General features: G+C 72.0%; 25 protein-coding genes. 9 read left to right on the top strand and 16 right to left on the bottom strand.

Features of this window, described 5'->3' with window-relative positions:
- Positions 1-16 precede the first annotated feature (16 nt).
- The 3 genes from STRCI_RS12995 to STRCI_RS12985 are packed head-to-tail and all read right to left on the bottom strand — an operon-like array spanning position 17 to position 1,789.
- On the bottom strand, positions 17-379 hold the full coding sequence (locus STRCI_RS12995; RefSeq protein WP_269659077.1) for an iron chaperone: 363 nt from the start codon (positions 377-379) through the stop codon (positions 17-19).
- A 1-nt stretch (position 380) separates the two neighbouring features.
- Positions 381-905, bottom strand: a complete 525-nt coding sequence (locus STRCI_RS12990) for a GNAT family N-acetyltransferase (RefSeq protein ID WP_269659076.1) — start codon at positions 903-905, stop codon at positions 381-383.
- The gene (locus tag STRCI_RS12985; RefSeq protein ID WP_269659075.1) at positions 902-1,789 is read right to left on the bottom strand and encodes an alpha/beta fold hydrolase; all 888 of its coding nucleotides are present in this window, start codon (positions 1,787-1,789) and stop codon (positions 902-904) included. The genes STRCI_RS12990 and STRCI_RS12985 overlap by 4 nt, the downstream gene beginning before the upstream one ends.
- Positions 1,790-1,889: 100 nt before the next feature.
- Here STRCI_RS12985 and STRCI_RS12980 point away from each other — a divergent pair, with 100 nt between their 5' ends.
- The gene (locus STRCI_RS12980) at positions 1,890-2,231 is read left to right on the top strand and encodes a hypothetical protein (protein ID WP_269659074.1); all 342 of its coding nucleotides are present in this window, start codon (positions 1,890-1,892) and stop codon (positions 2,229-2,231) included.
- Here the strand turns inward: STRCI_RS12980 and helR are convergent.
- Both helR and STRCI_RS12970 read right to left on the bottom strand, forming a co-directional pair.
- Positions 2,214-4,361: an RNA polymerase recycling motor ATPase HelR gene (gene helR, locus STRCI_RS12975; protein ID WP_269659073.1), complete on the bottom strand. Its 2,148-nt coding sequence runs from the start codon at positions 4,359-4,361 to the stop codon at positions 2,214-2,216. The genes STRCI_RS12980 and helR overlap by 18 nt on opposite strands.
- Positions 4,362-4,529: 168 nt before the next feature.
- The gene (locus tag STRCI_RS12970) at positions 4,530-5,132 is read right to left on the bottom strand and encodes a DedA family protein (RefSeq protein ID WP_269659072.1); all 603 of its coding nucleotides are present in this window, start codon (positions 5,130-5,132) and stop codon (positions 4,530-4,532) included.
- Between the two features lie 182 nt (positions 5,133-5,314).
- Between STRCI_RS12970 and STRCI_RS12965 the strand changes: the two genes are divergently transcribed.
- Positions 5,315-5,848 carry a superoxide dismutase family protein gene (locus tag STRCI_RS12965; RefSeq protein WP_269659071.1) on the top strand — a complete coding sequence of 178 codons (534 nt, stop codon included), beginning with the start codon at positions 5,315-5,317 and terminating at the stop codon, positions 5,846-5,848.
- A 51-nt stretch (positions 5,849-5,899) separates the two neighbouring features.
- On the opposite strand, the gene STRCI_RS12960 is transcribed toward STRCI_RS12965, so the two are convergent.
- The 4 genes from STRCI_RS12960 to STRCI_RS12945 form a co-directional block, all read right to left on the bottom strand.
- A complete protein-coding gene (locus tag STRCI_RS12960; RefSeq protein ID WP_269659070.1) occupies positions 5,900-6,337 on the bottom strand; it encodes a DoxX family protein in 438 nt (145 codons plus the stop codon).
- Between the two features lie 52 nt (positions 6,338-6,389).
- Positions 6,390-8,342, bottom strand: coding sequence for an FAD/NAD(P)-binding protein (locus STRCI_RS12955; RefSeq protein ID WP_269659069.1), 1,953 nt, complete (start codon positions 8,340-8,342; stop codon positions 6,390-6,392).
- Positions 8,343-8,830: 488 nt separating this feature from the next.
- Positions 8,831-10,471, bottom strand: a complete 1,641-nt coding sequence (locus STRCI_RS12950) for an alkaline phosphatase D family protein (protein ID WP_269659068.1) — start codon at positions 10,469-10,471, stop codon at positions 8,831-8,833.
- Positions 10,472-10,573: 102 nt separating this feature from the next.
- Entirely contained in the window at positions 10,574-11,218 is a 645-nt protein-coding gene (locus tag STRCI_RS12945; protein ID WP_269659067.1) for an HNH endonuclease family protein, read from the bottom strand.
- 362 nt (positions 11,219-11,580) lie between these two features.
- On the opposite strand from STRCI_RS12945, the gene STRCI_RS12940 reads away from it, so the two are divergent.
- Both STRCI_RS12940 and STRCI_RS12935 read left to right on the top strand, forming a co-directional pair.
- Positions 11,581-12,162: a TMEM165/GDT1 family protein gene (locus tag STRCI_RS12940; protein ID WP_269659066.1), complete on the top strand. Its 582-nt coding sequence runs from the start codon at positions 11,581-11,583 to the stop codon at positions 12,160-12,162.
- A 175-nt stretch (positions 12,163-12,337) separates the two neighbouring features.
- Complete coding sequence (locus STRCI_RS12935) at positions 12,338-13,000, top strand: HAD family hydrolase (RefSeq protein WP_269659065.1); 663 nt, start codon at positions 12,338-12,340, stop codon at positions 12,998-13,000.
- A gap of 123 nt (positions 13,001-13,123) precedes the next feature.
- Here STRCI_RS12935 and STRCI_RS12930 read toward each other — a convergent pair whose 3' ends face one another.
- Positions 13,124-14,035 carry a peptidoglycan-binding protein gene (locus STRCI_RS12930; protein WP_269659064.1) on the bottom strand — a complete coding sequence of 304 codons (912 nt, stop codon included), beginning with the start codon at positions 14,033-14,035 and terminating at the stop codon, positions 13,124-13,126.
- Between the two features lie 183 nt (positions 14,036-14,218).
- Here STRCI_RS12930 and STRCI_RS12925 point away from each other — a divergent pair, with 183 nt between their 5' ends.
- Positions 14,219-16,255 (top strand): MDR family MFS transporter, encoded by a 2,037-nt coding sequence (locus STRCI_RS12925; RefSeq protein ID WP_269659063.1) that lies wholly within the window; start codon positions 14,219-14,221, stop codon positions 16,253-16,255.
- Here the strand turns inward: STRCI_RS12925 and STRCI_RS12920 are convergent.
- The gene (locus STRCI_RS12920; RefSeq protein WP_269659062.1) at positions 16,248-16,742 is read right to left on the bottom strand and encodes a GNAT family N-acetyltransferase; all 495 of its coding nucleotides are present in this window, start codon (positions 16,740-16,742) and stop codon (positions 16,248-16,250) included. The two genes, STRCI_RS12925 and STRCI_RS12920, sit on opposite strands and share 8 nt — an antisense overlap.
- 107 nt (positions 16,743-16,849) lie before the next feature.
- On the opposite strand from STRCI_RS12920, the gene STRCI_RS12915 reads away from it, so the two are divergent.
- The gene (locus tag STRCI_RS12915; protein ID WP_269659061.1) at positions 16,850-17,458 is read left to right on the top strand and encodes a hypothetical protein; all 609 of its coding nucleotides are present in this window, start codon (positions 16,850-16,852) and stop codon (positions 17,456-17,458) included.
- A 6-nt stretch (positions 17,459-17,464) separates the two neighbouring features.
- Entirely contained in the window at positions 17,465-17,746 is a 282-nt protein-coding gene (locus STRCI_RS12910) for a hypothetical protein (RefSeq protein ID WP_418953330.1), read from the top strand.
- Here the strand turns inward: STRCI_RS12910 and STRCI_RS12905 are convergent.
- Entirely contained in the window at positions 17,735-18,142 is a 408-nt protein-coding gene (locus STRCI_RS12905) for a DnaJ family domain-containing protein (protein ID WP_269659060.1), read from the bottom strand. The genes STRCI_RS12910 and STRCI_RS12905 overlap by 12 nt on opposite strands.
- An 80-nt stretch (positions 18,143-18,222) precedes the next feature.
- Between STRCI_RS12905 and STRCI_RS12900 the strand changes: the two genes are divergently transcribed.
- Complete coding sequence (locus STRCI_RS12900) at positions 18,223-18,615, top strand: hypothetical protein (RefSeq protein ID WP_269659059.1); 393 nt, start codon at positions 18,223-18,225, stop codon at positions 18,613-18,615.
- Positions 18,616-18,625: 10 nt separating this feature from the next.
- Here STRCI_RS12900 and STRCI_RS12895 read toward each other — a convergent pair whose 3' ends face one another.
- Together STRCI_RS12895 and STRCI_RS12890 are read right to left on the bottom strand one after the other, a co-directional pair.
- Positions 18,626-19,297, bottom strand: coding sequence for an O-methyltransferase (locus tag STRCI_RS12895; protein WP_269659058.1), 672 nt, complete (start codon positions 19,295-19,297; stop codon positions 18,626-18,628).
- A gap of 47 nt (positions 19,298-19,344) precedes the next feature.
- Positions 19,345-20,406 (bottom strand): DUF2330 domain-containing protein, encoded by a 1,062-nt coding sequence (locus STRCI_RS12890; protein ID WP_269659057.1) that lies wholly within the window; start codon positions 20,404-20,406, stop codon positions 19,345-19,347.
- Between the two features lie 305 nt (positions 20,407-20,711).
- On the opposite strand from STRCI_RS12890, the gene STRCI_RS12885 reads away from it, so the two are divergent.
- Positions 20,712-22,751 carry a bifunctional glycosyltransferase 87/phosphatase PAP2 family protein gene (locus STRCI_RS12885; RefSeq protein WP_269659056.1) on the top strand — a complete coding sequence of 680 codons (2,040 nt, stop codon included), beginning with the start codon at positions 20,712-20,714 and terminating at the stop codon, positions 22,749-22,751.
- Here STRCI_RS12885 and STRCI_RS12880 read toward each other — a convergent pair.
- Positions 22,714-24,318 (bottom strand): hypothetical protein, encoded by a 1,605-nt coding sequence (locus tag STRCI_RS12880; RefSeq protein WP_269664538.1) that lies wholly within the window; start codon positions 24,316-24,318, stop codon positions 22,714-22,716. The genes STRCI_RS12885 and STRCI_RS12880 overlap by 38 nt on opposite strands.
- 106 nt (positions 24,319-24,424) lie before the next feature.
- Positions 24,425-25,660 carry a cytochrome P450 gene (locus STRCI_RS12875; RefSeq protein WP_269659055.1) on the bottom strand — a complete coding sequence of 412 codons (1,236 nt, stop codon included), beginning with the start codon at positions 25,658-25,660 and terminating at the stop codon, positions 24,425-24,427.
- Between the last annotated feature and the right edge of the window lie 22 nt (positions 25,661-25,682).

Here is a 25,682-nt window from a genome sequence, read left to right as displayed (position 1 = left end):
GGTACGCGCGGGGGCCTCAGCAGATCTTGCCGGGGCCCTTCGCCGTAGCTCTGAGCAGGTCTCGTACCAGGTCGTAGTCGACGGCGGCCGGGCTGCGGAAGCGCAGGCAGCCCTTGCCCATGTCCTGGTCGGCCAGGCGTTCGGTGAAGGCTTCCCGGATGTCGTTTCGCATCAGGTAGAAGGAGATGTACTGCTTCTGGGAGGCGAAGGCGATCTCCGGTTCGCCGTCCCGGGTGTAGACGGGCATGCCGTAAGCCATCACCTCGGTGTGGGTGGGGAGTTCGGTGCGGCAGAGGGCGCGTAGGCGGGTCAGGGGGGTTCTGCGGTCCGCCGGCAGTTCGGCCAGGTAGGCGTCGACGTCCTTCGCTTCGCTGCGCATGTCAGATGCCGAAGGGCTTGGCGTAGCGGATGGTGCCGACGGGCAGGGGGTCGGCGTTGAGGGAGAGGGCCATCAGGGCTTCGTCGGGGACCTCGAAGGGGACGGCGATTCCGTGCGTGGTGGCTCGGGTGAAGCCGAAGCGCGGGTAGTAGTCGGGGTGGCCGAGGACCGTGACGAAGCGTTCGCCCTGGTGCGCGGCGGCGTCGAGGGCCGCCTGGATCGCCGCGCCGCCCGCGCCGGTGCGCTGGTGGTCGGGGTGTACGGCGACGGGGGCCAGGCACAGGGCCGGTACGTCGTCGATGTGGCAGCGGGTCAGCAGGGCGTAGCCGACGGGTTCCGCGGTGGTGCCGGTGGTGCCTGTGGTGACGTAGGAGAGGCCTTCGATCCAGGCCTCGTCGGTCCGCAGCGCGTCCACCAGGTCGGCTTCCAATGGCGTCTCGAACGCGGCCAGGACGATCTCACGGACGGCGTCGATGTCGGCGGCTGTCTCGGGGCGGGCGGTCCAGTGGGGAGTCAGTGGATTCATGGGTTCATTCTGGGCGGTGCGGGGTGCTGCGCGGACGTGGCCAGCCACTCCAGCGCGCTCTCGCCGGCGTCGAGGACGGAGATGTGGCCGTCCTCCGGCTTCAGCCACAGCTCGGCCGTCGGGCACTGATCCGCGAGCCATTGGCTGTGTGCGCTGGGGACCACGCGGTCCTGTTCGCCGTGCAGGAGGAGGAGTGGTGCGGTGATCCGGGCGGGGGCGAAGCCCCACGGGGATGTGTACGCCAGGTCATCGTCGATGAGGGCGGCCGGTCCCGGCTCCAGGGCGGGGCCCACGACCTCTCCGAACCAGGACCACTCCGCCAAGAGCGCGGTGTGGTCGGCCGGAGTGAACATCTCCGGGTCGTACTCGGCGGTCGCCTCGTGGGCCTCCTTCGCCGTACGGCCCTTCGCGGCGGCGCGCAGTGAGGCCACGCCGGAGTTCGACATGCCTGTGAACCAGTCGAGCCCTTCGGCGGTGAACGGGGCAAGGCCGGCCACCGCGGCCACGGCCAGGACCCGGTCGGGCAGGAGGGCGCCGCAGGCCAGGGCGTGCGGGCCGCCACCGGAGTGGCCCAGCACCGCGAACCGGTCGATGCCGAGGGCGTCGGCGACGGCGGCCACGTCACCCGCGGCCGAGGCGATGTCCCGTCCGGGGTGCGGGGTGGAACCGCCGTAGCCGGGGCGGTCGTACGACACCCAGCGGATGCCGAGCCGGGCGGCGGCGGGGAAGAGGGGCTGGGGCGGGGCGCCGATGTTCGGGGTGCCGTGGTGCCAGAGGACGACGAGGCGGGCCGCGGAGTCCACGGAACCGGAGGCTCCGGCGTCTTCGGCGTCGTAGATGTGCAGCGTCCGGCCGTCGCTCAGCTTCAGGTCTGTCTCCCTCACGCCGCGAACCTACTGGCGGCCACTGACATCACGCACCCGTTCGAATGAACCCCGCGAAGCAACTCGCCACCCAAAATCGAACAGGCGTACCATTGCGGCCGTGGCTACGACCTATGACTTTCCGAGTGACCTCCTCGCCGGTCAGGAGGAGCTGCATCAGGTCAGGGCCGAGCTGTCGGCCCTGCTCAAGCGGCTGCCCTGGTCGGTGGAGCCGCTGGACGGATTCAGTGACGACCACGGCTGGCGGAAGATCGAGCGGCCCGCTTCTCCCGGCTGGACCGCCGATGAGCAGGCAGCCGTGGAGAAGCTCCGGCAGCGTGAGCACGAGCTCGCCGTGTTCGTCAGCACCCACCGCTTCTGGGCCGAGGTGGCCATAGCGGATCGTGTCGACGCCCGGATGAAGGCCAAGCACCACCACGGGCCGTCAGGTGAGAACGACTAGGCGCTGGGTCGCCCGCGTCATCGCCACATAGCGGTCCACCGCTCCTTCGACCCCCTCGCCGAACCGCTCCGGGTTCACGACGACCACCAGGTCGAACTCCAGGCCCTTCGACAGCTCCGGAGTCAGCGAGCGCACCCTGGCCGTCTCCCGGAAGGTCGGGTCGCCGATCACACAGGCGATGCCGTCCTCGTTCGCGGCCAGCCAGGTCGAGATGATCGGGTCGCGGTCCGCGAGCGGGGCGTGGACGACCGGGATGCCCGAACTGCGGATCGACGTCGGCACGTTGGCGTCCGGGAGTGCCGCGCGGATCATCGGCTCGGCCTCCGTCATGACCTCCTCCGGCGTCCGGTAGTTGACGCTGAGCGACGCGACCTCGATGCGGGTCAGGCCGATCCGTTCGAGCCGTTCCCGCCAGGACTCGGTGAAGCCGTGCCGGGCCTGGGCGCGGTCGCCGACGATCGTGAAGCTCCGGGACGGGCAGCGCAGCAGCAGCATCTGCCACTCCGCGTCGGTCAGTTCCTGCGCCTCGTCGACGACGATGTGCGCGAACGGCCCGGCGAGCAGATCCGGGTCGGCGGTGGGCAGTTCGGACTCGTCGACCAGGTTGCGCTGGAAGTCCGCGCGGCGCAGCTGGGTCATCAGCCCCTCGCCGTCGTGGTCGGCGGCGATCAGGTTCTCCACGACCTGTGCCATCCGGTCGCGCTGGGCGTCCAGCGCGGCCCGCTGCCGGCGCTTGCGGCGGGCCGCCGCCGGGTCGCCGAGCCGCTGCCGGGCCGCGTCCAGCAGCGGCAGGTCGGACACCGTCCAGGCGTGCGGCGTCGCCTTGCGCTGCAGCAGGCGGACCTCGTCGGCGGAGAGCCAGGGCGCGCACAGGCGCAGATAGGCGGGCACCGACCAGAGGTCGCCGACCAGGTCGGCCGCCTCGATCAGCGGCCAGGCGCGGTCGAGGACCTCGGTCAGTTCCTCGTCCCGCAGCAGCAGCCGGCGGAACGGCTCGGGCGGGACCTGCTCCTCGTGCTTGTCCAGCAGGATGGCGACCAGTTCCTCGCGGATCAGCTCGCGGGCCTCGTTGTGCGGGGTGCTCGGGCCGGGGGCCTGGAACGCCTCGGCCCAGTCGCGGGCGGTGACCCGGACGTCGGCCCAGGGGGTGGTGACCGTCATCGGCTCGGTGGGCGGGTCCTCGTAGAAGCGGACGCCCTTCTCGATCGCCCGCACCAGGTCCGCGGACGACTTCAGCCGGGCCACCTCCGGGTCCGGTTCGTCCGGCGCCCCGGCCCCTTCGGCGACCAGGTCGCGCAGGGTGCAGGTCTGTACGCCCTCCTCGCCCAGGCTGGGCAGGACGTCGGAGACGTACGACAGATACGGCTGGTGCGGGCCGACGAAGAGCAGTCCGCCGCGCCGGTGGCCGAGCCGGGGGTCGGAGTAGAGGAGGTAGGCGGAGCGGTGCAGGGCGACGACGGTCTTGCCGGTGCCGGGGCCGCCGTCGACGACGAGGGCGCCGCGCGATCCGGCGCGGACGATGGCGTCCTGGTCGGACTGGATGGTGGCCAGCACATCGCGCATCCGGTCCGAGCGGTTGGTGCCGAGGCTGGCGATGAAGGCGGACTGGTCGTCGAGGGCGGCGTGTCCCTCGCGTCCGTCGGCGCTGAAGACCTCGTCCCAGTAGTCGCTGATCAGGCCGTCCTTCCAGCGGTACCGGCGGCGGCTGGCCAGGCCCATGGGGCCGGCGTGGGTGGCGGCGAAGAAGGGCTCGGCGGCGGGGGACCGCCAGTCGAGCAGCAGCCGGTGGCCCTCGCTGTCGGTGAGGCCGAACCGGCCGATGTAGACGGGCTCCGGGTCGTCGGCGGCGACGATGTGGCCGAGGACCAGGTCGAGTCCGAACCGGCGCAGGGCGCGCAGTCGGGAGGTCAGCCGGTGGACCTCGGCGTCCCGGTCCATGGCCGCGCGGCCCGCGCCGCCGGGCGCCCTGAGTTCGGCGGCGAGGCGGTCGGACAGTTCGGCGATGTTCTGCTCCAGGCTCTCCGCGATGGCCGCGAAGTGCCGTTCGTCGGCGGCGATCAGTGCGGGGTCGGCCTTCGCGGCGAGCCGCTCGGGAAGGTCGAACGCGCTTCGAACCAGAGGGGCACTCACTTCAGGAATCACTCATTTCCGCAGCTACTGGCGTTGGATGAGCGATTCTGCGGCACCAGGGGGGGCTTGCCGCAAGGCCCCCCATGCGCTATACGTTGAGAGTGGCAAGGGAAGCGAACTCCCTTGCCTTTGTTGTTTCCGCCGCCCCATGGGCCCTCGGACGTGCCCTCAGGCGGGCTGTCCCCGCCGCACCAGATACGTCGCTCCCGCGCCCGCCGCCGCCAGCGCCCCGAAGGACACCCCGGTGGCCAGCCAGCTCGCGCCCATCCACTGCGCGCCGAAGTAGCCGAGCGCCACGCTGTAGGTGGCCCAGGACAGTCCGGCCAGCGCGGACCAGGGCAGGAAGTCGCGGGCCCGGCGGTGTGCGGCTCCGGCGCAGAAGGAGACGACCGAGCGGCCGGCCGGGGCGAAGCGGGCGAGGACGACCAGGGCGCCGCCGCCGCGCGCGAGAGCCGCGCCGAGACGTTCCTGCGCGCTGGTCAGGCGCCGCGAACGGGCGATGGCGCGGGTCACCCGGTTACCGCCGTGCCAGGCGAGGCGGTAGGCCACCAGATCGCCGAGCACGGAGGCGGTGGCCGCGCAGAGCGTGAGCGCCAGGATGTCCGGCACCCGCGCGGCCGTACCCGCTGCCGCCGCGGTGGCGGCCATGATCACCAGCACCCCGCTGGGCAGCACCGGCACGAACACATCCAGCAGGACCGACAGGGCTACGGCCCCGTAGATCCATGGACTGGCGGCCAATGATCCAACACTTTCGAAACTCTCCAGCACCCCGACTCCCCGTTTCCCCCGTGGCTGTACAGCGTACGCCGCAGGCAGTGACGGGTGGTTCACAGGGGGCTCGTGTGTTCAATACGTGATGTTCACCCGGCTGCCGGTCCCCGGGGGCGGGGGCGGTGGGTGTCCCGTAGCACGGAGAGGGGGTCCCGAAACCCAGCAACGTAAGGAAGATCATGGTGGCAGGCATATGTGCGGGCGCCCTGGCGGCGGCCGTGCTCGCCGTCGGCGGCGGTGACGGCGCCGGTGGCTTCGAGATGCGGACGGACGCGCGGTTCGCGCCGCCCGGCGCCTTCGTCCCCTCGGCGGCGCTGACGTACGACATGGAACTGGTCCCGGCCGCCTCGTGGATCGAGGTCGAGCAGCGGACGACGACCGGCGGCGCGACGAGCGTGCGGCTGCGGGTCGAGGGGCTCAAGCCCGGACACGCGTACGGCGTCCATGTGCACCGCAAGCCCTGTGGCGCCGACCCGCTCGCGGCGGGCGGGCACTACCAGCACGTGGTCTCCGCGGAGGCGCACCACGTCAACGCCGAGAACGAGGTGTGGCTGGACTTCACCGCCGACGAGCGCGGCGCGGGCGGGGCGAGTGCCCGGCACTCGTGGGGCTTCCGGCAGGGCGAGGCGTCCTCGGTCGTCCTGCACGAGGAACCGGGCAGCAAGGGCGGCCGGGTGGGCTGCTTCACGGTGCCCTTCGGCTGGGTTGCCTGAGACACGACGACGGCGCCCGTCCCGGTGAAGGGGCGGGCGCCGTCGGCCGGGTCAGGCGGCGACCGGCGTCTGCTCCCGGGGCTGCTCCTCCCGCGCCGGGGAGCGCTTGACGAACAGCCGGTCGAGGCCGAAGGCGCCGGAGCCGGTGAAGATCAGCAGGAACATCGCCCAGCAGTACATCGCGGCGCCCTCACCGCTGTTCTGGATGGGCCAAAGGGCCTCCGGCTGGTGGACCTTGAAGTAGGCGTACGCCATCGCGCCCGAGGAGACGAAAGCGGCGGCGCGGGTGGCGAGGCCGAGCAGGACCAGGCTGCCGCCGACCAACTCGATGACGGCGGCGTACCAGTTGGGCCAGGCACCGGTCTCGACGGTCTGGCCGTCGAGCACGCCGAAGAGGGAAGAGGCGCCGTGGCAGGTGAAGAGCAGTCCGACGACTATGCGGAACAGGCCCAGAGCGTACGGCTGGGCGCTGTTGAGGCGGCCGGTCATGTGGGGGACTCCTTGGGGACGTGGGGACGGGAGTGCCTGTGGGCCCCCCAGGTTAGGCATGCCTAATGGTGCTTGCAAGTTCAACATTCAGCCGAACCCCGGGTTCCACTCCCGTTGCATCGGGCTCCGCTTCCGCCGTAGTGGTACGCAGAACGGCCCTCGCCACCGCGTCCGCGTCCGAAAGTGTGACCGAGTCCACGCCCGGCCTGGCCCCGGCCGCGGTCACCCAGTGCACCCCCTCGGTCGGCACCCCGAACGCGAACCGCGCGGTGTGCGGCCGCCCTTGACGGTCGATCAGGCGGTACGGCCGCCCGGTCACGTCCAGTCCGCCGGTCTCGTAGCCGTCGACCGTGTGCGGGCGGCACCGGCCGGTGCTCAGCAGCCGGGCGAGGAGTTCGTCGGCGGTGCGGCGCAGCCGGGGTTCGGGGAGGCGGGCCTCGACGAGCGTGGTGACGCGGACCGTTGAGCCCGGCACGAGGGGAGAGTGCGCGATCCAGGCGCCGTCCTCCTCGCGCACGTCGAGCCGGGGCCCGAGCACCTCGACCACACCCGCCTCGATCAGGGCCGTCAACTCCTCGATCCGGCGCCGGGGCGGGCCGATGGAGAGGAAGGCGTTGAGCGGGGTGTACCAGTGGTCCAGGTGGTCCCGGCGGGAGGCGCCGGCCAGTCCGCCGTGGTCCACGATCCGCCGCAGTTCGTTGCGCAGATCCCGCAGCACGTCCAGGGCCGCCTTGAGCGGGCCCGCCACATTGCCGAGGGCGGCCTGCTCGGCGTCCGCGCGCAAATACGCCAGCAGCCAGTCGCGCCAGGTCCCGGGCCCGGTGAACTCCCGCCCCGCGTAGGGCCGGGAGATGCGGTCCCAGGACCAGCGCCGGGCCTCCGGTATGCCAAGGTCGTCCAGTACGGCGGTCTCCTGGGCGCTGCGGTGCGGGGTGGCCGGAAAGCGGTCGGCGAAGTCGCCCGGGGCGCCGGTGAGGGCCGTGTAGTAGACCGTCTCCACCTCCTTCGCGACCAGCGGCCATATCTCCGTCAGGAAGTCCGGTGCCTCGCCGGAGTCGGCACGTTTGCGGAAGGCGGCGATCACCTCGGGGGTGAGCAGCAGCGGGCGATGGCGGCCGTAGGGGCCCTTGGCGTTGTCGCCGCGCGCCTGGTAGGGCAGGCCGCGGCGTGAACCGGCGTACAGCCGTGGCTCGTTGCCGGACGGCCGATAGCGCATCCCGGGCCCGGTGCCGACGAAGCGGCCGCCCCGGCCGGTGGTCAACAGGGCGATGTGGTCGAAGAAGTTGAGGCCGAGTCCGCGCAGCAGCACCGGCTCGCCCGGGAGTACGCCCGAGCGGTCGACGTCGGCCGGGTTGGCGGGCGGGACATGGCGCAGGCCGTGCCGTGCGGCGTACCGGGTGTGGTGGCGTTGCCCGGTGTCGGGGGCCGTGGGGAGGTGGCCCTGGGTGAGGACGACGGCGGACAGGCCGGTCAGGGTGCTGCCGTTGTCGAGGGCGAGGGTCTGGTGGCCGTCCGGGGTGTCGTCGAGGCGCGTCGCGCGGGCCGTGTGGGTCTCGACGCGCACCGAGGGCGGTGCCTCGCGGACCGTACGGGCGAACACCCACTCCAGGTAGCGGCCGTAATGGGCGCGGGTCGGGTACTCGTCCGGGCCGAGCGCGCCGTCCGCCCATTCGTACAGGCTCGGGCCCGGGCGCAGTGGGCCCGAGCAGTCGACGCTGTCGTCGGTGAACAGGGTGACCTGGCAGGCGACGGTGTTCATCAGCAGCTCGGGCGACTGGGTGGTGCGCCAGACGCGGCCGGGGCCCGGTGGGGCCGGGTCGACCAGGTGGACGGTCAACCGGGCGCCGGGGGCGAGGAGTTCAGGGGCGGAGGCGCACAGGCGTTCAAGGACGCTGGTGCCGCGCGGGCCGACGCCGACCACGGCGACGGAGGGGCAGGAGGGGGTGGGTGCGGGGACCGTGCTCGGTGCAGACAAAGGGGGTGACTCCCGGGCGGTGGGGCGCATGGCTGGAAGCGGAAGGTCCGCCTCATCATGCCGTCCGGAGGGGGGTGCTCCGAGCCCGGGTCGCGGTGACTGTGGGACGCGTCACAAGTGGGTCAACTCGCCAGCCTACAAGCTGAGTTCGGACTCCGCGAACCGTCCGAGGCCGCGCCCCGCCGCCCTTCTCGGGGCGGGCCTGCTGCGAGCGCAGGTCGCGCGGGGGTGCGGGACGTGCCATGAGCACTCGACCCGCCAGCCTGCGAGCTGAGTTCGGACTCCGCGAACCGTCCGAGGCCGCGCCCCGCCGCCCTTCTCGGGGCGGGCCTGCTGCGAGCGCAGGTCGCGCGGGGGTGCGGGACGTGCCACGAGCACTCGACCCGCCAGCCTGCGAGCTGAGTTCGGACTCCGCGAACCGTCCGAGGCCGCGCCCCGCCGCCCTTCCCGCGGCGGGCCTGCTCTGAGCTCAGGTCGCCAGGGCTGCGGGGCGCGTCGCAGGAATTCAACTTCCCTGCCTACGGACTGAGTTCAGACTCCGCGATCGTCCACAGCCGGGCCCCGCCGCCCTTCTCCGGGCGGGCCTGTTCGAATCTCAGGGTGGCCGAGCGGCCGCGCAGGACCAGGGTCATCAGCTGGTTGCCGAACCAGGGGCCGCCCGTGCGCCGCCAGTCGACGCTCGGCCGGGGCACCCCGCCGTGCCCCGCGATCCGCCGTCCCAGGGCCCGTGCGACGCCGCTCCAGCCGAAGCGGAAGCCGAGGCGGATGTATCGCGGTATCGAGTTGTGGACGGGGGAGCAGGTCAGCTGGACGACCCGGGCCTCGGGTCCGCCGCCCCCGGGCCAGGTCGGTTCGGCCACGTACGCGTGATGGACGTCCCCCGACAGCACGCACACCGTCGCCGGCGCCCCGGGCCCCGAGCCCGCCTCGCGCAGCGCCTCCGCCAGTTCCTCGAAGGAGGCCGGGAAGGCGGCCCAGTGCTCCAGGTCGGCCGCTCGTCTGAGCCGTTCCCCGAACCGGGCCCAGCGCTCGCCCCGGTCACCCCGGCACAGGGCCGCGTCCCACGCCTCGGCGTCATGCACCAGATGCGGGAGCAGCCAGGGCAGGGAGGTGCCGATGAGGAGATGGTCGTAGTCCCCGCGACCGTCCAACGTCTGCGCGCGCAGCCACTCCGCCTCCCCGGGGTGGATCATCGCGCGGCGGTCCTCGTCGAGGACCCGGGCCGCACGGGTGTCGATCATGAGCAGCCGGGTCCGGCCGAAGTCGCGCCGGTAACTCCAGCGCACCGCGGCGGGGTCGGCGTCGGCCTTGCAGGCGAAGACGCGCAACTCGTCGGTTCCGTCGGGGGTTTCGCGTACGGCGGCGAAGAGCGGGTCGGCGGCCAGCTCGGCCGGGGTGAGGTTGCCCAGGTGCTGGTGGACCCAGTACGACATCAGTCCGCTCAGCAGGCGCTCGCGCCACCACGGGGTGGCCCGCATGTCGGCGAGCCAGGCGGCGGAGGTGTTCCAGTCGTCTATGACGTCATGGTCGTCGAAGATCATGCAGCTGGGCACGGTGGAGAGCAGCCAGCGGACCTCGGGGTCGAGCCAGGACTCGTAGTAGAGGCGGGTGTACTCCTCGTAGTCCGCGACCTCGCTGCCCGGCGGCTCGCTCAGGTCGCGGCGGGCGGCGAGCCAGCGGCGGGTGTCCTCGGAGACCTCGTCGGCGTACACCTGATCGCCGAGCAGCAGCAGGACGTCCGGGCGCTCGCCCGCCGGGTCGGCCGCGATCCGGGCGGCGAGGGTGTCCAGCGCGTCCGGCCCGACCGGGTCGTGCCCGCCGTCCGGCGGCGCGGCCCAGCGGCAGGAGCCGAAGGCGACCCGGACGGTGTCCTCCGGGGCCGGGGTGCGGATCACCGAGGGCGGGAAGGGCGACTCGGGCAGCGGCCAGACCTGGGCACCGTCCAGGAAGACCTCGTACGACTGGGTCGTGCCCGGTGTGAGACCGCTCACCTCGACGAGCGCGTAGTGGTGCCCGGCGATCTGGAAGGTCCGGGACGTGCCGCGTGCGCCGTCGCTGCCGCGCACCTCCGCGGCGCACGGACGGCTCGCCTCGACCCAGACGGTCGCCGACGAGCCGTCGGCATACCTCAGCAGCGGTCCCAGCCGCAGTTCGGCCACGAGCGATCCCCTCTCCGTCGTCCCGTACGGTACGGAACGACGGAGGTCACTGGGTAGGTTCCGGGGCCTACGGGATCACCGGGATCACCGGGATCACCGTGTTCAGCAGGCGTTCAGGTAGCTGGTGAGGGCGCTCTTCTCGGCGGTGTCCACGGACAGGCCGTAGTAGTACTTCACCTGGACCCAGGCGCGCACGTAGGTGCAGCGGTAGGCGGTGCGGGACGGCATCCAGGTGGCCGGGTCCTGGTCGCCCTTGGCCTGGTTGACGTTGTCGGTGACCGCGATGAGCTGCGGGCGGGTCAGGTCGTTGGCGAAGGACTGGCGCTTGGAGCTGGTCCAGTTGTCGGCACCGGAGTCCCAGGCCTCGGCGAGCGGCACGAGGTGGTCGATGTCGAGGTCGGAGGCGGCCGTCCAGGTGGCGCCGTCGTAGGGGGAGTACCAGCTGCCGCTGGTGGAGGCACAGGCGGAGTCGGTGACGACGTTCGAGCCGTCGCGCTTGAGGACCGTCTCACGGGTGTTGCAGGTGCCGGAGATGGTGATCCAGTGGTTGAACAGGTCGCGGTCGTAGCCGGTGCGGTCCTCGGTCGCCACGGTGAGCGAGGCGAGGTAGGTGCGGGCCGTGGCGGCGCTGACCGGGGTGGGCAGCGCGGCGGAGGCGGCCGGGCCGTTGAAGAGGCTGACGGAGGCTATGAGGCCGGTGAAGGCGGCGACTATGCTCAGGCGTCGACGCGCGTAGAACTTGGACATGTGAACTCCCATGGGGTGTGGGGGCGTTGGGCGTGCACGAGCAGGGGAATGCTCGCCACGCCGCGTTGCGGGGAGGTGTGCGTTGCGTGAGAAGCTAGTGACACGTGCATGACATGACAAGGTTTACGGCGAAACGATCGCGTACCATGGTCGGAGCAGAAGGGGAGTAGCTCTTCGCCGGACCGTCGACATACTGCTCAGCTCGTCTGAGCCGGCGCCCGGAGGCGGACCTCGATCGGGGGTCCTGCCAGCGAGACCTTCGGCAACGCAGTGCATTGACCGTGTGCTGCCGTGCCGAGGTGTCTTCTTTCGCAAGAGGTACTGCACTCTCGGCGGGGCGGCCCCCGACCGATTGAGGAACCTTGATCAGCTTCAGTGTGATGGCGCTCGTGTTCGGCGTCGTCTTTCTCGCGGAACTGCCCGACAAGACCGCGCTCGCCGGTCTCGTCCTCGGCACCCGCTACCGGGCGTCGTACGTCTTCGCCGGGGTCGCCGCCGCCTTCGCGCTGCATGTCACGCTCGCCGTGGCGGCGGGCAGTGTGCTGACCCTGCTGCCGCAGCAGCTCCTGCACGCGCTCACGGGTGTGCTCTTCCTCGGCGGCGCGGCGATGCTGCTCCTGAAGAAGGACGAGGGCGAGGAGGAGATCCGCAAGCCGGAGAACCAGTCCTTCTGGAAGGTGTCCGGGGCGGGGTTCATGCTGATCCTCGTCGCGGAGTTCGGTGATCTCACCCAGATCATGACCGCGAACCTCGCCGCCCGCTACGACGATCCGCTGTCCGTCGGACTCGGTGCGGTGCTGGCGCTGTGGGCCGTGGCCGGGCTGGGGATCGTGGGCGGCAAGGCGCTGATGAAGCGGGTGCCGCTGAAGCTGATCACGCAGGTCGCGGCGCTGCTGATGCTCGGTCTCGGAGTGTGGAGCCTGTGGGAGGCGGTCACCGGCTGAGCCGGGGCCGAGCTGAACGGCCGGTGAACGTTTTCCGGGGGAGGTGGCGGGATCATGGAACGGTTTTGTACCGTAGAGAAACAAAGTGGATCCCGCTCGTTTTCCCTGACCGGCGGGCGGGACCACCTTGGTCTTTCCGATCCATGCTTTGCCGCCCCGTGCTTTGGAGCTGCCGATGACGGCCACCACCGTGCTCACCTGCCGCGCCCTCCTGCTGGACATGGACGGCACCCTCGTCAACTCGGACGCCGTCGTCGAACGGATCTGGCGCCGCTGGGCCGACCGGCACGGTCTGGACGGCGACGAGGTCATGAAGGTCGTCCACGGGCGGCAGGGCTATGCCTCGATGGCGCTGCTGCTGCCCGAGCGGCCCATGGCGCAGAACCACGCCGAGAACGCGTGGATGCTCGCCGAGGAGACGGCGGACATGGACGGCGTGGTGGCGGTCCCGGGCGCCGGGGAGTTCCTGTCCCGCCTGGTCACGGGGGCCGTCCCGCACGCGCTGGTGACCTCGGCGGATGTGGCGCTGTCCACGGCGCGGATGGCCGCGGCGGGGCTGGCCCTGCCCGACGTCCGGGTGACGGCGGAGTCCGTCGGCGCGAGCAAGCCGGACCCCGAGGGCTTCCTGAAGGGCGCGGCGGAACTCGGGGCGGCCCCCGCGGACTGCGTCGTGTTCGAGGACTCCGGGGCCGGGATCCAGGCCGGGCGGGCCGCCGGGATGCGGGTCGTGGGGGTCGGGCCGCGGGCCGGGATCCACAGGCCGGACGTGGTCGTACAGGACCTGACGCAGATCCGCGTGGAGCCCTTCGCCGACGGGGTCCGGCTGCACGTGGGCTGACCCGGCCCAGGGCATGTCGTTTGGATCAGGCCGGCTGCAAGAAGGGGGCTGGTCGGAGGGGCCGAGCGGGGTCGGATGCGCGTGCCAGGGCCCGCGACGCCGGGCTGATCCAAACGGCAGGCCCTACGGCTCGGACGTCTCCGACTCCAGGCTCGCCCGGGTCTCCGCCGTGTAGACGCCCAGGTCGTCCCGGCCCACGCCGCGGCTCCACTGGTAGTTGCGCAGGGCGTCCTCCAGCGGCCAGTTGAAGTTGCCGTTGATGTCGCCGTTGTAGAGATACAGCTGGCGCAGGCGGAGTTGGAGTTCCGTCACCTCGGGGCCCTTGTCGCCCCGGCGCAGGACCGGGGCGTCGGGCTCCGGCGTCGTCTCCTCGGGCGGGGCCTCCGAGGCCTGCGCCGTGGTCGGTGTCGGGCTGGGGGACGCCGTGGTCGCCGACGGGGACGGGGACGCGCTCGACGCCGACGGCGAGGGGGACTCGCTCTGCGTCGCCGAGGGCGTCGGGGAAGCCGACGTCGGTGATGCGGACGGCGACTTGGACGCCTTGGCCGACGGTGCCGGTGTGCCGTCGGGGACGCTCGCCCGAACCGCCTCCGGCAGGGCCGTGTCCCGGGTCGGGGTGTCGTAGCCGAACAGGCCGCTGGCCACGCCCGCCGCCGTGACGACCGCCACCACCGCCGCCGCCGATCCCAGCAGCAACAGCCTTCCGCGGCGGCTCCTCGGGCCATCCTCCCGCGCCGGGAACTCGTCCGCGTCCGGCGGTGCCTCGAACAGGCTGAGGTCGGTCTCGTTCGGCTCCGCCGGCGGCGGCACCACCGGCACCCGCAGCGGCATCGTCAGCTCCGCGTCCGCGGCGCCCTCCAGCTCCACGTACGGACGTATGCGCAGTGGGTTGAAGTCCTCCGCCGCTGCCGCCTGGGCCTCACGCGCGTCGCGCAGGGCCTCGGACGCGCGTTCCGTGCAGACGCACGACGGGGTGTGGTCGGCTCCCCGCGGTGCCCCGCACTCCGGGCACCCGTGGTCCTTCTGCTCAGTCACGCTCTTTGTCCCTCCCCTCGCGACTCCCCTCGCGAACTCCAGAGATTATGCAGATTTCCTTCACAGCGTCGGCGACGCGCCCCCCGAAACGAGACGATTCACAGGACTCAACAGGCCATAACCGGCCACACCGACCACGATGGAAGGTGCATCGAGCCCTTCGGGAGGCCACGGGAGGTCCGTATGGCCGGGGATACCCACGCGCGGCACGGCACCGCCGTCAAGGAGAACGTGCCGGGCAATGTCCTCGTCCCGATCGGCGCCCTGCTGCTCGGGATGCTGCTCGCCGCCCTCGACCAGACCATCGTGTCCACCGCGCTGCCCACCATCGTCAGCGATCTGGGCGGCATGGATCATCTGTCCTGGGTGGTCACGGCGTATCTGCTCGCGTCCACCGCGGCCACCCCGCTGTGGGGCAAACTCGGCGACCAGTACGGGCGCAAACGGCTCTTCCAGACCGCCATCGTCATCTTCCTCATCGGGTCGGCGCTGTGCGGCATGGCCCAGGACATGCCGCAGCTCATCGGGTTCCGGGCGCTTCAGGGGCTGGGCGGCGGCGGACTCATGGTGCTGTCCATGGCCATCGTGGGGGACCTCGTCCCCCCGCGTGAACGCGGGCGCTACCAAGGGCTGTTCGGGGCCGTCTTCGGCGCCACCAGTGTGCTCGGGCCGCTGCTGGGCGGACTGTTCACCCAGCATCTGAGCTGGCGTTGGGTGTTCTACGTCAACCTGCCCGTCGGGGTCGTCGCGCTCGCCGTCATCGCCGCCGCGCTGCACATCCCGCGCCGCACCGAGCGCCATGTCATCGACTATCTCGGCACGTTCCTGATCGCCTCCGTCGCCACCTGCCTGGTGCTGGTCGCCTCGCTCGGCGGCACCACCTGGGACTGGGGCTCGTGGCAGATCGTCGGGCTCGCCCTGCTCGGCGTCGTCCTCACCGCCGCCTTCGTGGCCGTGGAGCGGCAGGCCGCCGAACCGGTGCTGCCGCTCAAGCTGTTCCGGATCCGCACCTTCACCCTCGCCGCCGTCATCAGCTTCGTCGTCGGGTTCGCGATGTTCGGCGCGATGACCTATCTGCCGACGTTCCTCCAGGTTGTCCAGGGTGTGACACCGACGATGTCCGGTGTGCACATGCTGCCGATGGTGCTGGGGCTGTTGCTGTCGTCGACGCTCTCCGGGCAGATCGTCAGCCGCACCGGCCGCTGGAAGGTGTTCCCGATCGCGGGCACCGGCGTGACCACGCTGGGCCTGCTGCTGCTCCACCAGCTCCACGCCGACAGCTCCACGTTCGTGATGAGCACCTGCTTCTTCGTCTTCGGGCTCGGCCTCGGGCTCGTGATGCAGGTGCTGGTGCTGATCGTGCAGAACGCGGTGGCCTACGAGGATCTCGGCGTCGCCACCTCCGGCGCGACCTTCTTCCGGTCCATCGGGGCCTCGTTCGGCGTCGCCATCTTCGGCGCGGTCTTCGCGAGCCGCCTCGGCGACCAGCTCGCGGACGCCTTCCGCGGCGCCGAACTGCCCGCCGGGGTCTCGGTGGACACGCTGGAGGCGGACCCGCGCGGGATCGCCGAACTGCCCTCCACGCTCCAGCCCGCCGCGGTGGAGGCGTACGCCACCTCCATCACCGACGTCTTCCTCTACGCCGCCCCCGTCGCCCTCCTCGGCTTCGTCCTGGCCTGGTTCCTCAAGGAGGACCGGCTGCGCGGCTCGGTCACCGCGCCGGACATCACCGAGACGCTGGCCAGCAACCCCGTCGAGCGCTCCTCCTACGACGAGGTGTGCCGGGCGCTGTCGGTGCTGGGGACCCGGGAGGGCCGCCGCGAGATCTACGTGACGATCACCGAACGGGCCGGCTACGACCTTCTCCCCGGCGCGAGTTGGCTCCTGCTGCGGATCAAGAAGTACGGCTGGGTCGAGCCGGGCCAGCTCGCCGAGCGCAGCATGGTTCCCCTCCCGGTCGTCCTCGCCGCGGCCCGCCAGGTCGAGGAACGCCGCCTCGCCACCCGGGAGGGCCTGGACCTGGTCCTGACCGAGGAGGGCCGTACGGTCGCCGACCGGCTCGCCCTGGCCCGCGAGGACTCCCTCGCCGAACTCCTCGGCGACTGGTGGACCCCCGACCGCCCGACCGACCTCACCCGGCTCGTCCAGGAACTCAACACCGAACTCTGCGGCTCGGACCGCGAACGGCCCCACAACGGGTCCCGGACGCGGATCAGTTGAGCAGCTCCTTGCTGAACCAGTGCTCGGCATAGGGCTCGTCGTTGTGCGGCTCGGTCTCCGTGTAGCCGAGCCGGGCGTACAGCGCGCGGGCCTCCGTCAGATCGCCGCGGGTGTCCAGGACCATGCGCCCGGCGCCCATCGTGCGGGCGGCCTCCTCGGCGGCCCGGACCAGGAGCGGGGCGCCGCCCTTGCCGCGCAGGGGCTCCTGGACGAACACCCGCTTCAGCTCGGCGGTCCTGGGGTCCAGGAGCCGGACGCCGGCCGTCCCGGCGGGTTCGCCCGCGAAGCGCGCCACCAGCAACGCGCCCTTCGGGGGCGTGAGTTCGTCCCAGCTCTGGGCCGCGATCTCCCGCTCCAGCTCGGCCGGGTCGGTGCGGCGGCCCTCGTGCAGGAGGTAGTAGCGATCGCTGACCTCCGTGTAGTACGCCCGCCAGAGCGCCGTGGCGGCGGGGGAGTCGGCGGGTTCGGGGGCGATCGTCCAGGTCATGGAGGCATTGTCCGACGGTGCTGTTTGGCGGCGGCGCCCGGGGCTACCCGGACCCGGTACCGGTTCGCAAGGAGGGCCGGTTGGGTCGAGATACGTGGAAGGCGTTCATGTCCACTGGCCTCATCATCGCTTTGATCGTGATAGCGGCGCTCGCTGTCGTCGGCGCGGCCGTCGTCCTTCTGCGCGCCCGGGAGCCGGGAACGGGGCGGAGCCTGCGGCGGCGCTTCGGGCCCGAGTACGACCGGGCCGTGGCCCGGCACGACGGTGACAGCAAGGCGGCCGAGCGGGAGCTCGCCGAACGGGTGCGGCAGCACGGGGCGCTCAAGGAGCGGCCGTTGGAGCCCGCGCGGCGCCAGGAGTACGAGGCCCGCTGGGCGGCTGCCCAGGAGCGGTTCGTCGAGTCGCCCCGGGAAGCCGTCGGGGAGGCCGACCGGCTGCTCGCCGACGTCGCCGGGGACCGCGGGTTCCCCGACGGCGGACAGCACGAGGAGCAGCTAGCCGCGCTCTCCGTCCATCACGCCGGTCATGTCGACGGCTACCGCCGCGTCCACCGCGCCGTGGCGGTACACGGCGAGGGCGTCGACACCGAGGAGATGCGCGGCGCCATGGTCGAGGCACGGGAGCTGTTCCGGGAGCTGGTGGGCGCCGAGCCGTCCCGCCGGATGGACCCGGCCCGGGGGCCCGTCCTCGACAAGTCAGGGAACAAGGGGAGTTGAGTGACCATGCCCGAAAGCACCCCGCTCCTGCGCCGTGAGGAGTGCGACAAGCTCGAACTGCGCCTCCAGCACGCCCTCTCCGGGTTCGTCGAGGGCCCCCGCGCCGCCGTCGAGGAGGCCGACCAGGTACTGGAGGAGGTCTCCGAGCGGGTCACCGAGGCGCTGCACCAGCGCCGCCGCACGCTCCGGGGCTCCTGGCAGGACGACGAGTCCGCCGCCGACACCGAGCGGCTCCGGCTCGCCCTGCGGGACTACCGCGAGCTGGCCGACCGGCTGCTACGCGTCTGAGGAACCCTCGCGCCAACGCCGTACGACGTCCTCGACGTCGTACGGCTTCTTTCCGAGCGGAGGACCTGGCGGCGGCTTGAACATCATCTCGCGGATCTTGGCGTTGACCTCTGTGATGATCTTTCGGACCTGGTGTTCCGTGGGCGCCTTCAGGGCCGCTTCCAGGGCGTCCTCCGCCTCCTTGCGCAGGGCGAGGGTGGGCGGGAGGGAGACCAGGCCCTCGCGGGTCATCTTCTGCTTGATCCACCACAGTTCGTCGTACGTGGTGTCCGTGCCCGGCGGCAACGGCTGCCCCGCGCCCGGCAGATGGGCGAATTCACCGCGCCGCTCGGCATCCCGGATCTGCTTGTCCACCCAGGACTCGAACGGGACGCCCGGTGGCTTTCGCTCGGTCATGACTCCATTGTGCCGGACAGGGTCGGGCCGGGCGATTTAGTATGCGGCCGCTGTAGTAAGGACACTTCAGGAGGACGCACGTGCTCGAACTCACCATGGCCGCCGTCACCGCGGCGGAGGAGGGTGCCACGGCCGGCATGCTCATGGCCGACGCGCCCAGCGAGCCGGGCGCCGTGCTCCGCGTGGGCCGGGACAAGTCGGTGTGCCGGCTGGCCACGCCGGACGACTGGCTGTTCGTCTCCCGGGTGCACCTGGAGTTCCTGTGCGGCCCGGACGGTGTCTGGCAGGTGACCTGGCTGCGCGGCTCCCAGCCCGACCCGTCCTCCGAGGTCCGGCTCACCGTCGGCGAGTACGCCCAGACCCTCACCTACGGCGGCACTTTCCGGCTCCCGCGCGGCGGCAGCGGCGAGATCGTCGTCCACGACCGCACCGCCCCGCGCAGCGTCAACGTCGGCTTCTACCACGAGGCCTGAGGAGGGCCCGCTACGCCAGCACCCTCGCCAGCGCGAAACCGTCGTAGCCCTTGGCACCCACCGTCTGGACGGCGGTGCCGCTCAGGCGCGGGTGGCTGCCGATCATCTCGATGGCGGTCCGGGTGCCCCGGATGTCCGGCGCCGTGCTGTCGGCGTCGGTGACCCGGCCCTCGCGGACCACATTGTCGATGATGATCAGGCTGCCCGCGCTGGTGAGCTTCAGCGCCCACTCCAGGTAGTGCGGGTTGTTGGCCTTGTCCGCGTCGATGAAGACCAGGTCGAAGGGGGCAGGGTTCTCGTCGGCCAGGTGGGGCAGGGACTCCAGGGCCGGGCCGACGCGGACCTCGACCACCTTGTCCAGGCCCGCGCGGGCGATGTTGCGGGTGGCCACCTCGGCGTGGACCGGGCTGTACTCCAGGGAGACCAGCCGCCCGTCCGCGGGCAGGGCGCGGGCCAGCCAGATGGTGCTGTAGCCGCCGAGGGTGCCGATCTCCAGGATGGTGCGGGCGCCCTGGATCTGGGCCAGGAGCTGGAGGAGCTTGCCCTGCGGGGCGGTCACGGCGACCTGCGGGAGTCCCGCGGCGTCGCTGTCGCGCAGGGCCGCCCGGAGCGCTTCGTCGTCCGGTGCGAGGTGAGCGGTGAAGTAGGCGTCAACGGCGTGCCAGAGGTGCGACTCGCTCATGCAGTCGTGCCTTTCATATGGCTAGTTAGACCGGCTAAGTAGCGTTGCTAAGGAATATAGTCGCCCGCCGGTCGCCGTGAGCGGCGTACGAGAAACACCGACACCGCCGTGATCCCCAGGACCGCCGCGCCGGTGACCGTGAGCAGCCAGGCCGGGATCCCGGCCACCTCGCGCAGCCGGTCCTCGTGGATCACCTGCTGGAAGGGGTCGTCCGTCGGGGCCCGGCGCAGCAGATGATCGGCGGAGATCGACTCCGGGCGCGGGAACTCCTGGCCGATGGCGGTCAGATACGGCGTCCCGGAGGCCAGCTCGGCCAGCGGACCGGAGCCCGCCTTCACCCGTCCGGCGTAGGTCACCCGAGGGCGTTCGCCGCCGATCCGGGAGGCCGGTTCCATCCGGTGCGCGGCGAGGACGTACAGGCCCAGTGACTGCGGGTTCCCGGCCAGGCGGGACAGGCGCATCGGGTACACGGGCTCGGTGGCGGCGAAGGCGATGTGCAGGGGGTCGAGGTCGCCGCCGAGACGGTCGCCGGTGGCCTCGGGGGCGAGCCGTACGGCCACGTACTCCCAGCGGCGGTCCACGTACGGGCGCAGGGCGCCCGCCAGGCGGGGCGGGAGCGTGAAGCCGTTGGTCTCCAGCCAGCCGTCCAGGGCCTCGGGGTCGGTGGCGGTCAGCCGGGCCACGTCGAAGGGGCCGAGACGCTGCCGCCCCACCACGCCGACCGGACGCCCCGCCGGCCCGCCCGGCGGCGGCCCCGAGCTCCGGTCACCGCCGCTGACCAGCGGCCAGTCCCCGTCCCGCGGCCAGAAGTGGTACCGCTGCCGCCGCACCGGCGCGGTGACGGAGTGCAGCGCGTCGAACAGGGCCGGGTCACCGAGCCGTACGGTCGCCCGGCCGGGCACCGGCATGATCCACGCGGCCCGCTCCGCGTCCCCGGCGACCCGCAGCCTGAGGACGACCTGCTCGCGCCGTCCGTCCCAGCGGACCACGGACTCCTCCCGGTCCACCGCCACCCGCTGCCCGGCACCGGGCACCAGCGCCCCGCAGCCGCACGCGTGCGCGGGCGCCACCAGGCTCCCGGCCTGCGCGAGGAGGAGAAGCAGCCCCACGACAAGGACCCGCGCCCGCGGCCATCCCACCTCAGAAGCCCCCCGCCGATCGCTGCCGAGCCTCAGACGGTACGGGCGCGCGGGCCGGGCCGTGGGCGGGGGTCCGCATTGTGATCCATCTCGCGACCCGCGCGGGCGGGCGAAGCCGGGCCGGACTAACGTCATTCGGACAAAAGGCGAGCGGACGTCAGGTGAATCCGGGGTTGCCTGCGTCCCTTCCAGGGGTGGTGCGAGCCCCATAGGGTTCGTATCGGGATCTCTCGCGCAAGTCGCGCGAGACCGACGGGGCGGGAGGCCGACGCGGCGTGGCGAATGCGGAACACAGCGGGCGAGCGGCGGACGCGTTCGGAGCGACGGCCGTCGGCCCGGCCAGGGCACGCCTGCGAGCTGCCCGCATCGGGCTGTGGCTGATCGCCGCGGTCCTCGCCGTACGACAGGTGACCGTCGTCCTGAGCACCCCCCGCAGTGAGCGGCTGACGGACCTGGAGACCTGGGTCGGCCCCGAGGGCGTCCTCCATGTGAACGGCTCCCTCTACGACTCCACGCTCTTTACCGGCACTCCTTTCGGGGGACTTGTCCTCAAGCCCCTGACCAAGTCCGCCGAGCAGGCGCTCGGCTGGGGCTGGACCTTCGGCACCCTGCTCCTGGTGGTCGCCCTCGGCCTGGTCGCCGCCCGCGCCCTGCCGCAGCCGGTGAGCCGCCGCGCTTCCCTGCTCGCCGCCCCCGTCGCGGTGAGCCTGCTGATGCTGTCCCTGCCGGTCCGCAACAGCTTCTGGCTCGGCCAGACCAGCATCATCCCGGTCCTGCTGGTGCTGCTCGGCTGTTTCGCCGTGCGCGGCCAGCGGGCCTGCGGACTGCTCATCGGCGTCGCCGCGGCGCTCCAGCCGACGCTGCTGCTGTTCGCCCCGCTGCTGTGGTTCACCGGCCGCAGACAGGCCGCCGCGGCCACCGGCGCCACCTTCGCCGGTGCCACCGCGCTCGCCTGGGCCGCGATGCCGCACGACTCGTACACCTACTGGGTGCACCACATGGCGGGCGCCGGGCTCGGCGGGCGCGCGGACGACCTGGCGAACCAGTCGCTGCACGGCGCGCTGCTGAGACTGGGCCTGGGCGGGCCCCTGGAGATCGCGCTCTTCCTCGTGCTCGCCGCCGCCGTCGCCGCCCTCGGCATCCACCGGGCCGTGCGCTACGCCCGTGACGGACAGCTCCTGCTCGCCGTCGCCGTCACCGGCTGCGCGGCGATCGTCGCCTCGCCCACCGCCTGGCAGCACCAGCTGCTGTGGGTGCTGCTCGCGGTGGTCGGCCGGGTCGGCAAGAAGGCCGCCGACCGGTATCTGTGGCCGGTCGCGGTCGTCCTGGTGATGACCCTCCCGGCGAAGATGATGCTGCCGAACATGTCGGCGCTGTACCCGCTGCGGGACAACGTGGTGCTGCTGGCCGCGCTCGCCGCCGCCACCTTCGTGCCGTTCCTGTCGCGCACCTCGCCCTACTACCAGACGCCGATCCCCACCCGGTACGCCGATCCCGTCCCCACCCGCTTCCGGCACGTCCCGCTGGTGCCGTTCCTGCGCCGGGTGCTGGACCGCCCGAACCTGCTGCTGGAACTGCTGCTGATCCGGGTCACCTACGCCGCCTACGCCAAGGTGCGGCTGGCCGCGACCGGCGGTTCCAACTCGGCGGGCCGGGAGCGGGCCGAGGCGCACGGGCAGCAGATCCTCGACTTCGAGCGCTTCCTGCACATCGACATCGAGCACGCCCTCAACCACGCCGTGGTGAAGGTCGGGTTCCTGCGGGAGTTCTTCGATTTCTACTACACGTCCTTCCACTTCGTGGTCCCGCTGACCGTCCTCGGCCTGCTGTACTGGCGCCGCCCGGTCGACTACCGCTGGGCCCGCTCCGCGCTCGGCTTCGCCACCCTGCTCGCCCTGCTCGGCTTCTGGCTCTACCCGCTGGCCCCGCCGCGTCTGATGCAGGGCCTCGGGATCATCGACACCGTGCACGGCGTCCAGGACTTCTCCAAGCCGGACTACGGCACGCTCACCGCGCTCACCAACCAGTACGCGGCGATGCCCTCGCTGCACTTCGGCTGGTCCCTGTGGTGCGGACTGGTCATCGCGATCGTGGCGCCGAAGGTGTGGATGAAGGCCCTCGGCCTGCTCCACCCGTTCTGCACGCTCACCGCGATCGTCGTCACCGGAAACCACTGGATCCTGGACGCGGTCGGCGGCGCGGCCGTCGTCGGCGCCGGGTTCGGTCTCACGTACCTGCTCCAGGGCCCGCGGGCCCGGCTGGTCACCCGGACCGCCGTCAGCAGCGAGCCGCTGAAGGACCGTACTCCGAGCTGATCCGGTACTCGCCGGGCGCGTTCACCGTGAGGCGGGTGAACTCGCCCCGCCGGGACAGACAGCCGCCTTCCGCGCGCAGCCACGGCGAGTACGCCACCCGCACGGTCACCGAGCCCGCGCGCGGGAGGTGGACGACGAGGTCGGCGCCGGAGCCCCGCACCACGGTCGCGGGCGCCGACACCAGCGGTACGGCGTCCCGCACCCGGAAGATCCGCCAGTGCGCGTCCTGCCACACCGGCTCCAGCCAGTCGGGCCGCTCCTCGCTGATCAGCCGCGCCTCCGCCTCGGCGAACCCGTCGGGCTTGCCGAGCGGCAGGACCACCAGGCCGACCGCCCAGCGGTCCAGCCAGGCCCGGTAGCCGGCGGCGTCGAAGGTGCCGTCGTAGAAGAGGCGGGCGCGTTCCATGTCGAGCTGGCGGTTCCAGCCGCGGGCCATGTTGATGTGCGGGGCGAGGGCGACGGCCTCGCGGTGGTTGCGGGCCGGGACCACCTCGACCCGGGTGCGGTCGGCGCCGAGGCCGTCCAGGGCGCGTACCACCCCGTCCGTCTCGGCGGCCCAGGCGGGCACGACGGTGGAGACCCGCAGATCGTCGGCGGTCTTCTTGCCGACCCAGGCGATCGAGAAGACGAGGGCGGCGACGAGGAGATTGCGCCGCAGCCTCGCCAGTCCCGGCACGCCGAGCAGGGCCGCCAGCAGGACGGCGGGGGCGAACAGCTCCGCGAACCGCTCGACGTTCGTGCCGACGGGCGAGGCGATCAGATACGTCAGGACCGTCCCGGCCGCGTACACCGCACCGCTGAACCGGGCGACCCGCCAGGTGCGCGGGGCCAGCGCGGTGACGGCGAGCCCGAGCACGACGGGCGGCCAGACGCGGGCCGCGGGCATCAACTGCTCGCCGGTGAACGGGAAGAGGAGCATGGTCGCCCCGACCACGGCGGCCGGGGGGAGGAGCAGGGCGAGCGCCCGCCCCCAGTCCCGTACGACCAGCAGGGCCGCGCCCACGACCACCAGGAACAGGCCCGCGACCGGGCTCGCCATGGTCGCCAGCGCCGCGTACGCCACCGCCAGGGCGATCCGGCGCTCACGGGTCAGGAGCACACAGGCGGCCAGGCCGAGGGCGACCCCGAGGGCGAAGGTGGTACGGCCCGAGGCCACGTTGCACCACAGGGCGAGGGACGCCAACAGCGCCGGGCCGAGCGGCTTTTGGACTCCGGAGCGGATCAGGAGGACGGCGGCCAGCCAGGACGCGGCGAGCCCCGAGACCACGGTGACCGTGCGCACCCCGAGGCCGGCCATCAGATACGGCGAGATCAGGCTGTAGTTGGCGGTGTGCATGCCGCCGTACCAGAACAGGTTGTAGGCCGAGCCGCCGTGCCGGCTCGCGAAGCCCGCCCAGGCCTCCTGGGCCGCGAGGTCGCCGCCGCCGGTGGCCAGGAGGAACCACCACAGCGCGTACAGGGGGAGCAGGGGCAGGGTGGCGAGCAGGGGGATGCGGAGGCGGCTGTTCCGCGAGGTGGCCGTGCGGACACCGGAGTTGGCGGTGGTCGGCTCGGCGGGCAGGAGCATCACGAGCGAAGACGCCGTACCGCGCGGATACGTTCATCGGGCGTCGGGTATCGGGGGAGGCAGGGGCCAGGGCGGGGGATGAGGTGCTCCTGCCTCCCCCGGGTCTTCAGTCCAGGCTGACCTGGAGGTGTTTCACGCCGTTGATCCAGGCGGAGCGCAGCCGGTCCGGGTCGCCGGTCAGGCGCAGACCCGGCATGGCGTCGGCGATGGCGTTGAAGATGAGGTCGATCTCCAGTACGGCCAGGGACTTGCCGAGGCAGTAGTGCGGCCCCCCGCCGCCGAAGCCGAGGTGCGGGTTGGGGTCGCGGGTGATGTCGAAGGTGTCCGGGTTCTCGAAGACCTCGGGGTCGTGGTTGGCGGCCGCGTAGAAGACGCCGACCCGGTCGCCCTTCTTGATGAGCTTGCCGCCGAGTTCGGTGTCCTGAGTGGCCGTGCGCTGGAAGGAGTTGACCGGGGTCGCCCAGCGGACGATCTCCTCGGCGGCCGTCTCGGGCCGCTCCCTCTTGTACCGCTCCCACTGGTCGGGGTGGGTGAGGAAGGCGTGCATGCCGTGGGTGATGGCGTTGCGGGTGGTCTCGTTGCCCGCCACGGCCAGCATCAGCACGAAGAAGCCGAACTCGTCGGAGCCGAGGCTGCCTTCGTCCTCCGCGGTCACCAGCGTGGTGACGATGTCCTTCGCCGGGCACTGCTTGCGGTCGGCGGCCATGTTCATCGCGTAGGCGATCAGCTCGGTGGCCGACTCCGCGCCGACCTCCTCGGTGATCGCGTACTCCGGATCGTCGTAGGAGATCATCTTGTTGGACCAGTCGAAGATTTTCGCCCGGTCGTCCTGCGGGATGCCGATCAGCTCGGCGATGGCCTGGAGGGGCAGTTCACAGGCGACCTGGGTGACGAAGTCGAAGGGCCCGGGGTGGGCGCGGGCCTCGGTGACGATCGACTGGGCCCGGTCGCGCAGCCGCTGCTCCAGCGCCCGTATGGCGCGCGGCGTGAAGACCCGCTGCACGATCTGGCGGACCCGGGTGTGCTCGGGCGGGTCCATGTTCAGCAGGATCAGCCGCTGGGCGTCGATCGCGTCGCGCTGGATGTGCTCGTTGAAGCGGATGATCGCGGTGTTGACCCAGGAGGAGAAGAGCTCCGGGTGCGTGGAGACGTACTTGACGTCCGCGTGCCGGGTGACGGCCCAGTACCCCTCGTCCTGGAACCCGGCGATGTTGCCCGGCTGCGGGATCCAGCGCACCGGTTCGGCCCGGCGCAGTTCGGCGTACTCCGGGAAGGGGACGCGGTGTCGGAGGAGGTCGGGGTCGGTGAAGTCGAACCCCTCGGGAAGCGCTGGACAGGGCATGGCGGCTCCAGCCATCGGCCAA

Origin of the sequence: Streptomyces cinnabarinus, assembly GCF_027270315.1 — a bacterium.
Classification (GTDB): Bacteria; Actinomycetota; Actinomycetes; order Streptomycetales; family Streptomycetaceae; genus Streptomyces; species Streptomyces cinnabarinus.
The sequence above is the reverse complement of the archived record's forward strand: the minus strand, read 5'-3'. Positions and strand labels throughout refer to the sequence as shown.

Excerpts from the sequence above, each read along its gene's own strand:
- STRCI_RS12960 (WP_269659070.1), bottom strand. The coding sequence starts at position 6,337 with ATGACCGGCCGCCTCAACAGCGCCCAGCCGTACGCTCTGGGCCTGTTC.
- STRCI_RS12875 (WP_269659055.1), bottom strand. The coding sequence starts at position 25,660 with ATGCCCTGTCCAGCGCTTCCCGAGGGGTTCGACTTCACCGACCCCGAC.
- STRCI_RS12925 (WP_269659063.1), top strand. The coding sequence starts at position 14,219 with ATGGCCGGGGATACCCACGCGCGGCACGGCACCGCCGTCAAGGAGAAC.
- STRCI_RS12945 (WP_269659067.1), bottom strand. The coding sequence starts at position 11,218 with ATGTCCAAGTTCTACGCGCGTCGACGCCTGAGCATAGTCGCCGCCTTC.
- STRCI_RS12920 (WP_269659062.1), bottom strand. The coding sequence starts at position 16,742 with ATGACCTGGACGATCGCCCCCGAACCCGCCGACTCCCCCGCCGCCACG.
- STRCI_RS12995 (WP_269659077.1), bottom strand. The coding sequence starts at position 379 with ATGCGCAGCGAAGCGAAGGACGTCGACGCCTACCTGGCCGAACTGCCG.
- STRCI_RS12955 (WP_269659069.1), bottom strand. The coding sequence starts at position 8,342 with ATGCGCCCCACCGCCCGGGAGTCACCCCCTTTGTCTGCACCGAGCACG.
- STRCI_RS12895 (WP_269659058.1), bottom strand. The coding sequence starts at position 19,297 with ATGAGCGAGTCGCACCTCTGGCACGCCGTTGACGCCTACTTCACCGCT.
- STRCI_RS12990 (WP_269659076.1), bottom strand. The coding sequence starts at position 905 with ATGAATCCACTGACTCCCCACTGGACCGCCCGCCCCGAGACAGCCGCC.
- STRCI_RS12915 (WP_269659061.1), top strand. The coding sequence starts at position 16,850 with ATGTCCACTGGCCTCATCATCGCTTTGATCGTGATAGCGGCGCTCGCT.
- STRCI_RS12905 (WP_269659060.1), bottom strand. The coding sequence starts at position 18,142 with ATGACCGAGCGAAAGCCACCGGGCGTCCCGTTCGAGTCCTGGGTGGAC.
- STRCI_RS12880 (WP_269664538.1), bottom strand. The coding sequence starts at position 24,318 with ATGCTCCTGCCCGCCGAGCCGACCACCGCCAACTCCGGTGTCCGCACG.
- STRCI_RS12935 (WP_269659065.1), top strand. The coding sequence starts at position 12,338 with ATGACGGCCACCACCGTGCTCACCTGCCGCGCCCTCCTGCTGGACATG.
- STRCI_RS12910 (WP_418953330.1), top strand. The coding sequence starts at position 17,465 with ATGCCCGAAAGCACCCCGCTCCTGCGCCGTGAGGAGTGCGACAAGCTC.
- STRCI_RS12965 (WP_269659071.1), top strand. The coding sequence starts at position 5,315 with ATGGTGGCAGGCATATGTGCGGGCGCCCTGGCGGCGGCCGTGCTCGCC.